The organism is Nocardioides sp. Arc9.136 (genome assembly GCF_030506255.1).
In the GTDB taxonomy this organism is placed as follows: Bacteria; Actinomycetota; Actinomycetes; order Propionibacteriales; family Nocardioidaceae; genus Nocardioides.
Genome location: NZ_CP113431.1, coordinates 3,703,100 through 3,717,893, shown reverse-complemented (window position 1 = coordinate 3,717,893; position 14,794 = coordinate 3,703,100). Strand labels below are relative to the sequence as shown.

Sequence of the window (14,794 nt, the reverse complement as noted above, 5' to 3'; positions counted from 1 at the left end):
CAAGCGATCCGGCCTCCCGCGCGTCACCCAGGTGTGAGCAGCGTCGAGTTCAGCGAGTTCTACCGGGCCAGCAAGGACCGCTGCCTGCGGGCCGTGGTCGGGACCGGGATGCGCCCCGAGGAGGCGGAGGAGGCGCTCGCCGAGGCGTTCGCCCGGGCCTGGTCGCGCTGGGCGAAGGTGCGGACCCTCGAGGCGCCCGAGGCCTGGGTCGTGCGGACCGCGGTGAACGCCAACATCTCCTGGTGGCGCAAGCGGCGCCGGGAGTCGCCGGCGGCCGTGCCGACCGACGCCACCCCGACCGGGGAGGACCACCGCGCCGACCTGGTCGCGGCCCTGCGGCTCCTGCCGCCCCGGCAGCGCGAGGTGGTGGTCCTGCGCTACCTGCTCGACCTCGACACCGCGCAGACCGCCGCCCGGCTCGGCATCGCGCCGGGGACGGTGGCCTCCCAGCTCCACCGGGCGCTGGCGACGCTCCGCTCACACCTCCACCAACCCGAGAGGAGCCACTGATGGACACGAGCAGGGACGTGCGGGGCGAGCTGCGGGCGCAGACGTCGCACCTGACCATGGAGACACCGGTCGAGAGCATCCTCGCCCGGGGCGACCGGCTCGGCCGGCGTCGCCGCCGGGCCGTCGCCGGCGGTGTGGTGGCCGCGGCCGCCGTCGGCGCGGTGGGCGTGCTGGGTACGTCGGTGATGGCGCCGCCGGGCAGCTCGCCGCTGGTGCCGGAGGCCCGGGCCGCGTGGGGACCGGCGATGGTGAACCTGCCGGCCCCGGAAGCCGGCGAGACCGGGCGGGAGTGCGCCCGGCACGTGCGCGACCTCGGCGCCGACCTGGCGCCCGGCGCGGACCCGGTGGCGGCCGACACCCGCGGGGGGCAGACCGTCGCGGTGTACCGGGCCGGAGGGAGCTACGCCCTCTGCACGCTCCGGGAGGAGGCCCGGCGCGGGACCCGGCTGCGCAGCGCGGTCGTCGGCCGCTGGGACGGCCTGCGGCCCGGTGCGGACGTCGGGCTGATCGGCCTGACCGCCGCCTCCGACGACCCGGACGCGCCGGCCCGCGACGTCGCCGGTGCGCTCCGCGTCGGGCCCGGCGTCGAGCAGGTCACGGTGGACGTGGACGGGCAGGTCCTGGACGCCGCGGTGGGCGGGGGAGTGGCGATGTTCTGGCTGCCCGACGGGCTCACGTCGCCGGAGCTGGCCGACGTGCGTGCGACGGCGTACGACGCCGACGGCACCGAGCTGTCGACGGCCACGCCGTTCTGAGCCCGCCGTCCTGAGCGCGCCGTCCTGAGCCGGCCCCGGCCGCGGACCGCGGCCGGGTCAGTCGCCCTTGACGTTGACCACCTGCCGCAGCGTGTGGCGCACCTCCACCAGGTCGGCGGCGTCGGCCATGACGACGTCGATGTCCTTGTACGCCGCGGGGATCTCGTCGATGAACGCGTCGGTGTCGCGGTACTCGATGCCGGCCATCGCCGTGCGCAGGTCGTCGCGGGTGAAGGTCTTGCGGGCCCGGGTGCGGGAGTAGTTGCGACCGGCCCCGTGCGGGGCGGAGCGGAGCGAGTCGGGGTCGCCCCGGCCGACGACGACGTACGACGCCGTGCCCATCGAGCCGGGGATGAGGCCGGGGCGGCCGGCCTCGGCGTTGGTCGCCCCCTTGCGGGAGAGCCACACGTCCTCGCCGAAGTGGTGCTCGGGCTCGGTGTAGTTGTGGTGGCAGTTGATCTCCTCGACCCGCTGCACCGGCACCCCGGTCCACCGCTCCACCTCGGTGACGAAGCGGTCCATCATCTCCTCGCGGTTGAGCAGCGCGTAGTGCTGGGCCCACTGCATCTCGCGGATGTAGGCGTCGAACGCCGGGGTCCCCTCGGCGAGCCAGGCGAGGTCCCGGTCGGGGAGCTCGACGCCCTCGCGCTCGCACCGCTGGCGGGCGACCGCGACGTGCTTCTGCGCGATCTTGTTGCCGACGCCGCGGGAGCCGGAGTGCAGGAAGAGCCAGACCCGGTCCTCCTCGTCGAGGCTGACCTCGATGAAGTGGTTGCCGGACCCCAGGGTGCCCAGCTGCAGCTCCCAGTGCTTCGCGTAGGACGCCGGGTCCAGGCCGATCCCCTCGGCCTCCCGCCGCAGCACCGCGAGCCGGTCGCGGGTGTGGTCCCGGGTGACCGCGTCGTTGCGGGCCCCGGCCGAGAGCGGGACCGCCCGCTCGACCGCCTCGCGCAACCGCCGCCGGTCGGCGGGCAGGTCGTCCGCGGAGTGCTGGGTGCGGACGGCGATCATCCCGCAGCCGATGTCGACGCCGACGGCGGCCGGGATGATCGCGCCCTTGGTCGGGATGACCGACCCCACGGTGGCGCCGAGCCCGAGGTGGGCGTCGGGCATCAGGGCGACGTGCGGATGGATGAACGGCATGGACGCGGTCGTGACGGCCTGGGCGCGCGTGCCCTCCTCGAGCACCGACGCCCAGCTGAGCAGGGTGGGGGAGATCCGTTCCACCCGGTGCCCGTACCCCGCGCGGTCCGCGTCGTGACCCCCGTTTCACCACCGTCCCCACGGGGCACTTGGGCGCGGTGAGGACACGAGCGATCGGCAACGACCACGTCGGCCAGGTGCAGGTCGGGGCCATCGGCCTCGGGCTGATGACCTTCGACCAGTCCGGGAGCCAGCCGCGCGAGCAGCTCGCCGACACCGTGCGGGCGGCGCTCGACGCGGGCGTCACGCTCTTCGACACCGCCGACGCCTACGGGCCGGGCGAGGAGAAGGGCGCGGACGCCCAGGGCGCCAACGAGCGGCTGGTCGCCGGCCTGCTCGACGAGCTCGGCGTGCGCAGCCAGGTCCTGCTCGCCACCAAGGGCGGGCACGTCCGCACCGAGGGCGGCGGCTGGGACACCGACAGCTCCCCCGAGCACCTCCGGCAGGCGGTCGACGCCAGCCTCCAGCGGCTCGGGGTCGAGCAGATCGCGCTGTGGCAGCACCACCGGCCCGACCCGGCGGTGCCGTACGACGAGGTCATCGGGACGCTCAAGGAGATCGCCGACAGCGGGAAGGTGCGGATGGTCGGCCTCTCGAACGCCGACCCCGACCAGATCCGTGCCGCGCACCAGGTGCTCGGCGGTGCGCTGGTGAGCGTGCAGAACCAGTTCTCCCCGGCGTTCCGCTCCAGCCGCCCCGAGATCGACGTGTGCGAGGAGCTCGGCCTGGCGTTCCTCCCCTGGAGCCCGCTCGGCGGCCTGGGCGACGCCAAGTCGCTGGCCGAGAAGCACCCGGCGTTCAAGGAGGTCGCCGACGCCCGCGGTGTCAGCGCCCAGCAGGTGGCCCTGGCCTGGGAGCTCGCCCAGTCGCCGGTCGTCATCCCGATCCCCGGCGCGAAGCGGCCGCAGTCGATCACCGACAGCGCCGCGGCCGCCGAGCTCGAGCTCACCGACGACGAGCTCTCCCGGCTGAACGCCGACTAAGACGTCCCTGTGGTGGTGGACGGGTACGACGAGGGTCCGCCGGCGGCGATCGACCGGCTGCTGGAGGAGTGCCGACGCGGTCTCGACCGGGTCCGGCCGGAGGACCTCCCAGCGGCCGTGGCCGCCGGCGCCCTCGTCGTCGACACCCGTCCGGTCGAGCAGCGCGAGCGCGACGGCGAGCTGCCCGGCGCGGTCGTCGTCGACCGCAACGTCCTGGAGTGGCGGCTGGACCCCGGCTGTGCGCACCGCCTCCCCGGCATCGACCACGACCCCGAGCGCCGGGTGGTCGTGGTGTGCAACGAGGGCTACAGCTCCAGCCTCGCCGCGCGCACCCTGCAGCGTCTCGGCCTGGTGAACGCCACCGACCTCGCCGGTGGGTTCCAGGCCTGGCTCCACGTGGACCCGCGCGAGGGTCTCCCCGCAGCCCGGTCGGGTACCGCCCCCGGCATGATCCGACGCGTCGTGGGTGAGGGACTGCTGGCCGGGGCCGTCGGGGTCGCGGTGATGACCCTGGGCGAGAAGCTAGAGCAGCGGCTGACCGGCCGCCCGGACTCCTACGTGCCCGCACGCGTGCTCGAGCGGCTCACCGCGCTGCCCGAGCAGGCCGGGGGCCGCGCGGTCGCCACCAACTGGGCGATGCACCACGGCCAGGCCGCCCTCGTCGGCGTCGTCCGCTCGGTCATGGCCCACGCCGGTCTCCGCGGGCCCGTGGCCTCGGCGAAGTTCGCGGTCATCCGGCTGACCACCGACCAGGTGCTCGAGAACGCCACCGGCGTCGGGGCGCCCCCGCAGACCTGGCCCCGCGGCGAGCTGGCCGTGGACCTGCTGCACAAGGGCGTGTACGCCGCCGTGACCGGCCTGGTGGCCGACGCGCTCGCGGCCCGCAACGGGCCCGGGCCCGGGCAGCGGCACGCCGCCGTGGCCCCCGGGCGGGTCGGCGACGTGGGGCCGCTCCCGCGCGAGGCGGTCGGAACGCCCTAGCCGGACCCCGGCCGCACCGAACGGGCCGCGGCTAGGCCTGCCAGGTGCGGACCCAGAGCCCGTTCTCGGAGGCCACGAGCTGCTCCAGCGAGCCGTCGGAGACCGGTGCGGCGGCGTCGGTGACGACGTACCCCAGCTCCCCGCGCGTGGCCAGCTGCTGGCCCAGCACGTTGTCGCCCTGCTCGGCGAGCATCTCGTTGAGCCGGGCCAGGACGCCGGGCACGTTGCGGTGCAGGAAGCCGAGGCGGTGGCCGGAGCCGAGCACCGGGACGTTGACGGCGGGGAGGTTCACCGACAGCGCGGTGCTGCCGTGCTGGGCGAACGACGCGAGCTTGCCCGAGACGAACCAGCCGATCTCCTCCTGCGCCTCCTGCGTCGAGCCGCCCACGTGCGGGGTGAGGATGACGTTGTCCAGGCCCCGCAGCGGCGACTCGAACGGGTCGCCCTGCGCCTTGGGCTCGACCGGGAACACGTCGAGCGCGGCACCGGCGATGTGGCCCGCGAGGATGTGCTCGCGCAGCGACTCGGTGTCGACGACCATCCCGCGCGCGGCGTTGACGAACATCGCCCGCGGCTTCATCTTCGAGAACTGCTCGTGCCCGAAGAGGCCGGCGTTGCCGGGGCGCCCGTCGATGTGCAGGCTCACCACGTCGGAGATCGCGAGCAGCTCGTCGAGGGTCGACATCCGCCGGGCGTTGCCGTGCGCGGGCCGGTCGGCGGTGTCGAAGAAGACGACCCGCATGCCGAGGGCCTCGGCGACGGTCGACAGCTGCGTGCCGATGTTGCCGTACCCCACGATGCCCAGGGTCCGCCCCCGCACCTCGTGGCTGCCCTTGGCCGACTTGTCCCACACGCCGGCGTGCATCTTCTCGATCTTCTCCGGCAGCCGGCGGGCCAGCGCGATGATCTCGCCGATGACCAACTCCACGACGCTGCGCGTGTTGGAGTACGGCGCGTTGAACACCGCCACCCCGCGCTCGGTCGCCGCCGGCAGGTCGACCTGGTTGGTGCCGATGCAGAAGCAGCCGATCGCCAGCAGCTCGGGCGCGTTGGCCAGCACCTTCGCCGTAACGTTCGTGTTGGAGCGGATGCCGAGCAGCGAGACGCCGGCGAGCGCCTCGACCAGCTCGTCCTCGGAGAGGGAGCGGCTCAGCAGCTCGACCTCGTACCCCTTGGCCTCGAGCGACTCGACGGCCACCTGGTGGATGTTCTCCAGCAGCAGTGCCTTCACGGTCACGACCCTAGGACCGTCCGACCCCGACCTCCGATTCGCCGCGGGGTGGTGAGACGGCGCGGGGACCGTGTGGGGGTGTGTGGTCGAGGAGGCAGGGAAGCATCAACATCCCAAGTGAACCTGGGATGTTGACGCTTCCCTGCTGTTGCAACGGCCGCGAAGCGTGAGAAAAGCGCGGCCAGTGGTCCCACTTGCCCCCAGACGCCCCACGCGCCCCAGGACCACAGGGGCCAGGCGTCCGGCGGGTGGCCGACGCGACGGTCAGGGCTTCAGCCAGTGCGGGTGCACCTTGTCGCCCTTGCAGACCCAGCGCCTGCCGGCGGCGTCCCAGCCGCTCTTGCCGTAGCTGGCCTGAGGGCAGAACTGGCCGCCCTTGATGCAGGTCCCGCTGGAGGTCTTGGTGCAGGGCTTCTTGGCGACGACGACGGAGACCGCGCCGTCGCCGACGGGGGCCGGCGCGGCGACGGAGGGGCCGCCCACGAGGGTGACGGCGGCGACGACGGAGGTCGCGAGCAGGGTGCGGATCTTCATGACGCCGAAGGTAAAAGGTTGCCGGCGTCAATGAGTGCGCATCGGGACACAACCGTGCTCCTGGCGCACTTGACCACCCGATCGGACCACGCCACCCCCAGGGTGCGACGGCGTCAGGCCGGCAGGTCCTCGGCGTCGACGATCCGGTAGGCGTACCCCTGCTCGGCGAGGAACCGCTGCCGGTTGGCGGCGAAGTCGGCGTCGACGGTGTCGCGGGAGACGATCGTGTAGAAGTGCGCGGTCTTGCCCTCGGACTTCGGCCGCAGCAGCCGGCCGAGGCGCTGGGCCTCCTCCTGGCGGGAGCCGTAGGAGCCGGAGACCTGGATGGCGACCTCGGCCGAGGGCAGGTCGATGGAGAAGTTCGCGACCTTCGAGACCACCAGCAGCCCGACCTCCCCGGAGCGGAACGCCTCGAAGAGCCGCTGGCGCTCCTTGACCGGGGTGTCGCCCTTGATGACGGGGGCGTCGAGGGAGGCGGCGAGCTCGTCGAGCTGCTCGATGTACTGCCCGATCACCAGCGTCGGCTGCCCCGGGTGCGAGGCGACGATGTCCCGCACGACGCGGGTCTTCTCGGCGGTGCACGAGGCGAGCCGGTAGCGCTCCTCGGGCTCGGCGACGGCGTACACCAGCCGCTCGTCGGTCGGCAGCGTCACGCGGACCTCGACGCAGTCGGCCGGGGCGATCCAGCCCTGGGCCTCGATGTCCTTCCACGGCGCGTCGTACCGCTTGGGGCCGATGAGGGAGAACACGTCGCCCTCGCGGCCGTCCTCGCGCACCAGCGTGGCGGTCAGCCCGATCCGGCGGCGCGCCTGCAGGTTCGCGGTCATCCGGAAGATCGGCGCCGGCAGCAGGTGCACCTCGTCGTAGACGACGAGGCCCCAGTCGCGGGCGTCGAGCAGCTCGAGGTGGGGGTAGACGCCCTTCCGCTTGGTGGTCAGGACCTGGTACGTCGCGATGGTGACCGGACGGACCTCCTTGACCGACCCGGAGTACTCGCCGATCTCGTCCTCGGTCAGGGAGGTACGGCGCACCAGCTCGTCCTTCCACTGCCGCGCCGAGACCGTGTTGGTGACCAGGATCAGCGTGGTCGCTTTGGCGTGGGCCATCGCGGAGGCGCCGACGAGCGTCTTGCCCGCCCCGCAGGGCAGCACGACGACGCCGGACCCGCCGTGCCAGAAGGACTCGGCCGCGTCGCGCTGGTAGTCGCGCAGCTGCCACCCGGACTCGTCGAGCTCGATCGGGTGGGCCTCGCCGTCGACGTACCCCGCGAAGTCCTCGGCGGGCCAGCCGATCTTCAGCAGCGCCTGCTTGAGGTTGCCCCGCTCGGAGGCGTGCACGACCACGGAGTCGTCGTCGATGCGGGCGCCGATCATGCCCTGCACCTTCTTGGCCCGCAGCACCTCCTCGAGCACCGGCCGGTCGGTCGAGGAGAGCACCAGCCCGTGGGTGGGGTGCTTCTCCAGTCGCAGCCGGCCGTAGCGGGCCATCGTCTCGGCCACGTCGACGAGCAGCGCGTGCGGGACGGCGTAGCGGCTGTACTCCAGCAGCGTGTCGACGACCTGCTCGGCGTCGTGGCCGGCGGCGCGGGCGTTCCACAGCCCCAGCGGCGTGAGCCGGTAGGTGTGCACGTGCTCGGGGGAGCGCTCGAGCTCGGCGAACGGCGCGATCGCCTTGCGGCAGTCGGCCGCGCGCTCGTGGTCGATCTCGAGGAGCAGGGTCTTGTCGGACTGGACGATGAGGGGGCCGTCGTTCATCGGGTGCTCACGCGGGGAGGACCGCCTTCTGCCGGGCGCGGTACGCCGCCACGTTGGCCCGCGAGGAGCAGCGGTCCGAGCAGTAGCGGCGCGACTGGTTGGGGGAGGTGTCGACGTACACCTGGTGGCACCGGTCGGCCGCGCAGACGCCGAGCCGGGTCGGACCGAGGTCGCACACGAGCGTCATCAGCCCGAGGAGCGACTCGCCGACGAGCAGCTCGGCCACCGAGGCGGTGCGGCTGGCGACGTGGACGTGCAGGCGGCCGTCGTGCCCGGAGATGCGCGGGCTGACCGGGTGCCGGGCCATCAATTCGTTGAGGCCGTCGACGACCGCGGCGACGTCGCGGGCCGCGGAGGCCTCGAAGACCGGGCGCAGGTCGCGCTGGTGCCGCCGCAGCAGCATGCAGTCGCGGTCGGTCGCGCGCTCCTGAAGCCAGGGCCGGTCCGCGAGGTGCGCGACGAGCGCGTCGACGTCGACGAGGTCCGCGTTGAGCAGCGCTGCCGACTGCTCGGCGTACCGGATGAAGTCCACCCGCGGAGTCTACGGAGACGGCTCAACGGGCCGGACGCTCGTGATCCGGTGGGCCGCGAAGGTGCGCAGGTCGTCGCTGCGGTGGTCGTGCGCGGTCAGCTGGCCGCCCTCGACGGAGACCGGGTCGACGATCCGCTCGGTGGAGGTGCCCTGGTTGTCGACGTAGGCGATCAGCACCGGGGTGCGGGACTCCACGGCCCCGCGGAGCGCGGCCAGCGAGCCGCTCGGGGACAGCTGGGCGGCCTGCGCGGTGGCCGGCCGTGCGGACGCGGCGCGGTCGCCGGAGCGGATCGCGGTGACGACCGCGGAGGCGGTCGCGGCCTGCCGGGCGGCGGTGCGGGCCGGGACCCGCCGGTCCTTCGGGGTGCGGGCGCGCAGCACGTCCGGGCGGGCGACGTGCACGGTGCCGTCCGGGGCCTCCACGACGGGTGCTCCGCCGAGCTCGCGCAGCCGGGGGAGGAGCACGTCGAGCGGGGTCGTCGAGACCAGCACCGTCGGCGCGATCCGGCGCAGCCCGAGCCCGGCGGCCCGCGGGTGGTGCTCGAGCTCGGTCAGCGCCGAGGTGTCGTCGGAGCGGAGGAAGGCCTCCACCGCGCCCACCCGGACCGCCCCGTAGGTGCGCGCGGTGTCGTCGACGAGGTACGTCAGCGGCTGGGGGACCGGGGTGCGGGAGACCGACGAGACGAAGTCGTGCAGCTCCACCGCCGTCCACCCCGAGTCGAGCGCCCGGCGCACCGAGCCGGGCGTGAAGCGGTAGACCGTCGCCCCGCCGCGCGACTCCACGTCCGCCACGACCTGCAGGCGCCGCGCGAGCGCGGACTCCAGCGGGCCGGGCGCGACCGCGGTGAGGTCGGCTTGCAGCAGCACGTGGTCGACCGGCTCGGGCAGCAGACCGGCCAGCGCCTCGGTGGGGTCCTCGCCCGCGAGCAGCGGCCGGGAGTACGTCGCCAGGCCGCCCAGCCCCGCCACGCCGAGCGCCGCGGCCTCGACCAGCGCGGCCGCGACCTGGTCGGCGCGCGTGCGGGGCCGGCGCGGGCGCAGCCATCCGACGCGCGCGACCACCGAGGGCGGACCGGTCCCGCTGGCGACGACCTGCCCCGCGGGCAGGCCGGCCAGCACCTCGAGCGTCATGCGGCGCGCCTCCGCGGCCGTCGCGGAGGACAGCTCGGGCTGCAGCGCGTTCCAGGCCTTGCCCTGGGGGTCGCGCTGGCCGACGAGGCTCGGCAGGCGGGGCGTGTCCAGCCAGGCCCGGGCCAGGGCGGCCCACCGCGGGGCGGGGTCCTGGGCCGACCAGGTGTCGAAGAGGTCGGTCGGCACCCACGCCGGGTTGCCGTCGCGGTCGGCGGTGGTCGCGACCAGCCCGGCGGCGTGCGCCACCTCGACGACGAGCGCCGCGGTCGGCTCGTCGAGGTGCAGCAGCACCGCGGTCGCCTTGAGGTCGCGCACCCCCAGGCCCCCGCTGCGCAGCGCCGTCGGCGGGCTGGTTCCCCAGTGGTCGAGGAGGAGCTCGACGCGGCGTACCAGCTCGAACGCCGCGCCGGCCGCCGCCCGGTCCACGAGCGTGCCCGAGCGGTCGGAGGTGACGACCTCGGGGACCTCGTCGACCGGCTCGCGGGTGGTGGTCCCGCCGCGGAGGGCGAGCCCCACCTCGCCGGGCAGCACGACCGTCCCGCCGCCGCGGGGGACGAGCAGCCGGCGTGCGAGCAGCTCCTCGGCGAGCGTCGCGGCGTCGGCGACGGACACGTGGTGCCTCGAGGTGCCGGTCGTGGCCTCGCCGCCCTGCTCGGCGACGACGTCGAGCAGCGTGCGGGCGGCCGGCGAGAGCTCGCCGATCCGCCGCTCGACCTCGGCGGGCGCGGGGGCGTCGGGGGAGCGGGGGTGCAGCCCGCTGGTGCCGCCGCCGCGGACGCCCGCCATCGCCTCGGGCACGCCCGTCAGCGCGCGCAGCCCCGCCGTGGACTCCCAGGCCAGGGCCAGGTCGAGCAGGCGGTCGAGCGCCGCGGTCGTGGCCTCCGGGCTGGCCCGGACCAGGGTGAGGAGTTCCTCGGGTGTGGTTTGACCTGCGACGACGAGGGCATCAAGGACGCAGAGCTCGAGCCGTGTGAGGTCGTCGAGCGCACGGACGAGGGACGAACGAGTGGCCGCGCGGGACGCCAGCTGGCCGGAGTCATGAGGGGCGGGAGTGGCGAGATCGGGACGCTCGTGCAGGAGCCGGGACAAGCGGTCGTCCGACCAGCTGCGCAGCTGGTCGGCGAGCGAGCGGTGTCCGGACATCCCCTCAACGCTACCGAGCGGCGCGTGAAGGCCGTCGAGCTCCACCACGGGGCGGCCACCGACGTCGGCCTGGTGCGGGAGGTCAACGAGGACGCCTTCCTCGCCGCGCCCCCGGTCTTCGTGGTCGCCGACGGGATGGGCGGGCACGAAGGGGGCGACGTCGCCAGCGCCATCGTCGTCGAGGAGTTCGGGCGGCTGGCCGACGCCGGCTACGACCCCGCCCGCGGCGCCGAGGTGATCGCGGCGACCCTGCGCGACTGCCAGCGCCGGATCTCCGAGTACGGCGCCGCCCAGCGTGCCCGGGGCGCCAGCCGGTTCCACGCGGGGACCACCGCGGTGGTCGCGCTGCTCGTCGAGGACGACGGGGAGCCCAAGTGGCTGCTGGCCAACCTCGGGGACTCGCGGATCTACCGGTACGTCGACGCGCGGCTCGAGCAGGTCAGCGTCGACCACAGCGTGGTGCAGGAGCTCGTCGAGGCCGGCGCGATCACCGAGGACGACGCCGCGGTGCACCCCGAGCGGCACGTCATCACCCGGGCGCTCGGCGGACCCGAGGGTGCCGAGGCCGACTACTTCCTCCTGCCGCTGCCCTCGGTCGAGCGGCTCGTGCTTTGCTCCGACGGCGTCACCGGCATGATCGGCGACGACCACATGGCCGAGATCCTCGGCCGTGTCGAGGACCCGCGCGACGCGGCCGACCACCTCGTCGGTGCCGCGCTGGCGGCCGGCGGCAAGGACAACGCGACGGTCGTGGTCGTCGATGTGGTGGGATTGGTCAGCGAGTTCTCCTACGACTCCGACGCCCAACGGGTGAGTCTCGAGCAGAAACTGGGAGCCCTTCCGTGAGCGAGCAGACGACGACCCGGTCCTACCGGCCGGGACAGTGGTTCGGGGTGCTCGGCAGCCGGACCACCGTGCTGCTGCCCCCGACCGAGCGCGCCCGCGCGGCGGCGCTGTGGCCGCTGGTCGACGACGGGGCCGACGCCGACGTCCTGCTGGACGCGCTGCTGTCCGACGGGTTGCGGGCGGTGCCGGCGTTCGTGCTGGCCACCACCGCCGAGGACGGCTCGACGCGCCTGCTCGTCCGCGGGCGGGTCCGGGTCACGGTCGCCGCCGACGGCGAGACCGTCGAGGTCGACGGCGCCTCGGCGACCACCTGGGTCGAGCGCTCGTGGGTGTCCGTCTCGGCGCTCTCGGTCGTCCTCGACGAGCGTCCCGGCGGCCCCGACCTCACCGTCGCCGACGGGCTCGTCCGCCTCTCACGGCTGCAGGAGCCGGCCGAGGCTCCCGGCGCCGGCCCGGTCGCCCGGCCGGTCGCCGACGAGCCGGAGTTCGGCCCGGAGCCGGAGACCGAGCTGGGCGAGGTCGCCGACGAGGAGACCGACCACGGGTCCGACCACGGGTCCGGACCGGACCGGACCGACGACGAGCCGCCGACGACGTCCCTCCCGCCCGTCCCGGCTCCGCCCTCGTCCCCGCCGCCCCCACCGCCCGCGCCGCCCGCGCCGCCCGCGCCGCCGACCCTTCCCCCGCCGCCCCCCGCGCCGCCGACGCCGCCTCCGCCGGTGCTGCCGCCCGACATCCCGCCCCCGCCGCCCGGCCCGCCGCCGGCACCGCCGGCTCCCCCGGCCGCGCCCGACACGGCCGCCACCGACGTGGTGGACCACGACGGCGAGACCCGGGCCGGCGCGGCCGACCCGGCGGCGTACGAGCGTCCCCACTCGGGCATCCCCGGCCAGCCCCAGGCGCCGGCGGTCACCTCGCGCCCGGTCGCCCGGCTGGTGGTGTCCAACGGCGAGACGATCGACGTCGACCGCGCCGTGCTCGTCGGGCGGGCGCCCGAGGCGCGCCGGTTCACCTCGACCGAGCAGCCGCGCCTGGTCACCGTGCCGAGCCCGCAGCAGGAGATCTCCTCGACCCACCTCGAGGTGCGTCCTGGCTCCGGCGCGGACCACGGCCTGGCCGTGGTGACCGACCTCGGCTCGACCAACGGCACCGTCCTGGTGCAGCCCGGCCTCGGGCCCGAGGAGCTGCAGCCCGGCATCGCCGTCCAGCTGATCCCCGGTGCCGTCATCGACCTGGGCGACGGCGTCACCATCCAGGTCACCAAGCCCTGATGGCCGGCGACGCACCCGCCGCCGCGACCACCTTCCCGGCGGCGGAGCTCGACCGGCGGTTCTACGCCTTCGCCGTCGACCGGCTCATCGCGTGGGGCGCGTACGCCGTCGCGGGCCTCCTCGCCTGGCGGTTCCTCTTCGAGGAGGGCCGGACCTGGACCGGGGTCGGCGTGCTGGTCGGTGTCGTCGTCGTGGTGTCCCTCCTCTTCTCCCTGCTCCTGGGCCTGCGCGGCACGTCGCCGGGACGCGCGCTGCTCGGCCTGCGCGTGGTCCACGAGTCGACGGGCGCGCCGATCGGCGTCCCTGCCGCGATGCTGCGCTCGCTCGTGCTCGGGCTGGCGGCCGTGCCGACCTTCGGGTTCGGCCTCGCGACGCTGGCCTGGACCGCCGTGATGGACCGCAGCGGCCAGCGCCGCGGCGCGCACGACCGGCTCACCCGTGCCGTCGTCGTCGACGTGCGGCCGGTGCCGGTCATCGTCGAGGAGGTCGCGGCGGCCCCGCGCCACGTCGTCAACCTGACGGCGATGCGTCTCGTCCCGGCACCGCCCGCGGTCACGACCCCGTCCGCCCCGCCGCGCGCCCCCCGCCCCGCGGCGCCGCCCCCCTCGGCGGTGCCCGCACCCGTCCTGCCCCCGCCCGCGGCCCCCCGGGCGGACCCGCCGCCCGCCCCGCCCCTGCCGCCGCCGCCCGCGCCCCCGACCACCACGACGCCGGCCACCACCACGACGCCGGTGCCGACGCCGGCGGCCGCACCCGCAGCGCTCACGCCGACCACGCCGACCACGCCGCCCCCGCCGCCGCGCGCCAAGCGCCGCAAGCTCGGCCCGCCGCTGGTCGACGAACCCGCCCCGACCACGCCGGAGTCGGCCGGCACGATCGGCCAGGGGACGCCCGCCCCGGCCCACGCGGCCGCTCCGCGCAGCCACACGACGGCCGAGCGGACCGTCATCCGCGCGAGCGGCACCGGTCCGGCCCGCTGGCGGGTGGGCTTCGACAGCGGCGAGTCGTTCGTGGTCGAGGGGCTCGTGCTGGTCGGCCGCCGACCTGAGCCGCGGCAGGGGGAGCCGGTGCGCCACCTGGTGCCGCTCCGCTCCGGCGACATGTCGCTGTCCAAGACCCACGCCCAGGTGCAGGTCGCGCCGGACGGCGTCCTGGTCGTGATGGACCGCGGCTCGACCAACGGCTCGGTCCTCGTGCGCCAGGGGGTCTCCCGGCCGCTGGCGGCCGGCAAGGCGACCACGTTGCTCGAGGGCGACCTCGTCCGGTTCGGCGACCGGCACATGACGGTCGCCCGGGAGGGCTGAGCCGTGGCCGGGGGCCTGGTCTGGTACGTCTCCTACGGGTCGAACATGGCCGCGGACCGCCTGGCCTGCTACCTGCAGGGCGGCTGTCCTCCCGGCGGCAACCGGCACAACCCGGGGGCCCGGGACACCTCGCCGCCGCTGCGCAGCATGCCGGTCGACCTGCCCGGCACGACGTACTTCGCCGGCCGGTCGCCGCAGTGGGGCGGCGGCGTGGCGTTCTACGACCACGCCCGCCCCGGGGCGACCGCGGCCCGGGCCTACCTGGTCACCGCCGGGCAGCTCGCCGACATCGCGGCCCAGGAGATGTACCGCCTCCCGGCCGACGGGGACCCCATCGAGGAGCTGGTGCTCGACCCGCTCGACGGCGGCCGGCACGAGGCCGGGCCGGGCCACTACGAGACCCTGGTCGAGGTGGGAGGGGTCGACGGCCACCCGCTGCTGACCTTCACCGCCCCGCACGGGGCCGACCACGTGCCGCACACCCGCCCCGCCGACGCCTACCTCGCCGTCATGGCCGCGGGGCTGCGCGAGTCCCGCGGCTGGTCGGAGGCGGAGGCGGCGGCGTACCTCGCGTCGCTCCAACGACCCGCGGGCGGGGACCTGCCCTAGGTTGCCT

Annotated in this window: 14 protein-coding genes; 8 read left to right on the top strand and 6 right to left on the bottom strand. The window is 75.2% G+C overall.

From position 1 onward, the window contains the following. Window positions 1-33: 33 nt before the first annotated feature. Both OSR43_RS17965 and OSR43_RS17960 read left to right on the top strand, forming a co-directional pair. Complete coding sequence (locus OSR43_RS17965; RefSeq protein WP_302268124.1) at window positions 34-510, top strand: sigma-70 family RNA polymerase sigma factor; 477 nt, start codon at window positions 34-36, stop codon at window positions 508-510. Next, on the top strand, window positions 510-1,265 hold the full coding sequence (locus OSR43_RS17960; RefSeq protein ID WP_302268123.1) for a hypothetical protein: 756 nt from the start codon (window positions 510-512) through the stop codon (window positions 1,263-1,265). Before OSR43_RS17965 ends, OSR43_RS17960 begins: the two co-directional genes overlap by 1 nt. Before the next feature lie 57 nt (window positions 1,266-1,322). On the opposite strand, the gene OSR43_RS17955 is transcribed toward OSR43_RS17960, so the two are convergent. Continuing rightward, window positions 1,323-2,492: an RtcB family protein gene (locus tag OSR43_RS17955; protein WP_302268122.1), complete on the bottom strand. Its 1,170-nt coding sequence runs from the start codon at window positions 2,490-2,492 to the stop codon at window positions 1,323-1,325. Window positions 2,493-2,566: 74 nt separating this feature from the next. Between OSR43_RS17955 and OSR43_RS17950 the strand changes: the two genes are divergently transcribed. Together OSR43_RS17950 and OSR43_RS17945 are read left to right on the top strand one after the other, a co-directional pair. After that, window positions 2,567-3,451 carry an aldo/keto reductase gene (locus OSR43_RS17950; protein ID WP_302268121.1) on the top strand — a complete coding sequence of 295 codons (885 nt, stop codon included), beginning with the start codon at window positions 2,567-2,569 and terminating at the stop codon, window positions 3,449-3,451. A gap of 15 nt (window positions 3,452-3,466) precedes the next feature. Further along, entirely contained in the window at window positions 3,467-4,432 is a 966-nt protein-coding gene (locus tag OSR43_RS17945) for a rhodanese-like domain-containing protein (protein ID WP_302268120.1), read from the top strand. Between the two features lie 31 nt (window positions 4,433-4,463). Here the strand turns inward: OSR43_RS17945 and serA are convergent, their stop codons facing one another. The 5 genes from serA to OSR43_RS17920 all read right to left on the bottom strand — a co-directional run bounded on the left by serA (window position 4,464) and on the right by OSR43_RS17920 (window position 10,757). Continuing rightward, on the bottom strand, window positions 4,464-5,663 hold the full coding sequence (gene serA, locus OSR43_RS17940; protein ID WP_302268119.1) for a phosphoglycerate dehydrogenase: 1,200 nt from the start codon (window positions 5,661-5,663) through the stop codon (window positions 4,464-4,466). A 264-nt stretch (window positions 5,664-5,927) separates the two neighbouring features. After that, window positions 5,928-6,197, bottom strand: a complete 270-nt coding sequence (locus OSR43_RS17935) for a hypothetical protein (protein ID WP_302268117.1) — start codon at window positions 6,195-6,197, stop codon at window positions 5,928-5,930. A 113-nt stretch (window positions 6,198-6,310) separates the two neighbouring features. Further along, on the bottom strand, window positions 6,311-7,951 hold the full coding sequence (locus OSR43_RS17930) for a DNA repair helicase XPB (RefSeq protein ID WP_302268116.1): 1,641 nt from the start codon (window positions 7,949-7,951) through the stop codon (window positions 6,311-6,313). Window positions 7,952-7,958: 7 nt separating this feature from the next. Further along, a complete protein-coding gene (locus OSR43_RS17925; RefSeq protein ID WP_302268115.1) occupies window positions 7,959-8,483 on the bottom strand; it encodes a CGNR zinc finger domain-containing protein in 525 nt (174 codons plus the stop codon). A gap of 9 nt (window positions 8,484-8,492) precedes the next feature. Continuing rightward, entirely contained in the window at window positions 8,493-10,757 is a 2,265-nt protein-coding gene (locus OSR43_RS17920) for a helicase C-terminal domain-containing protein (protein WP_302268114.1), read from the bottom strand. 24 nt (window positions 10,758-10,781) lie between these two features. On the opposite strand from OSR43_RS17920, the gene OSR43_RS17915 reads away from it, so the two are divergent. From OSR43_RS17915 to OSR43_RS17900, 4 genes are read left to right on the top strand one after another with little or no spacing between them, the layout of a single operon-like run. Continuing rightward, entirely contained in the window at window positions 10,782-11,603 is an 822-nt protein-coding gene (locus OSR43_RS17915; protein WP_302268113.1) for a PP2C family serine/threonine-protein phosphatase, read from the top strand. Beyond that, on the top strand, window positions 11,600-12,874 hold the full coding sequence (locus tag OSR43_RS17910) for an FHA domain-containing protein (protein ID WP_302268112.1): 1,275 nt from the start codon (window positions 11,600-11,602) through the stop codon (window positions 12,872-12,874). The genes OSR43_RS17915 and OSR43_RS17910 overlap by 4 nt, the downstream gene beginning before the upstream one ends. Then, window positions 12,874-14,178 carry an RDD family protein gene (locus OSR43_RS17905; RefSeq protein WP_302268111.1) on the top strand — a complete coding sequence of 435 codons (1,305 nt, stop codon included), beginning with the start codon at window positions 12,874-12,876 and terminating at the stop codon, window positions 14,176-14,178. Before OSR43_RS17910 ends, OSR43_RS17905 begins: the two co-directional genes overlap by 1 nt. A gap of 3 nt (window positions 14,179-14,181) precedes the next feature. Continuing rightward, window positions 14,182-14,787, top strand: coding sequence for a histone deacetylase (locus tag OSR43_RS17900; protein WP_302268109.1), 606 nt, complete (start codon window positions 14,182-14,184; stop codon window positions 14,785-14,787). Window positions 14,788-14,794: the final 7 nt, after the last annotated feature.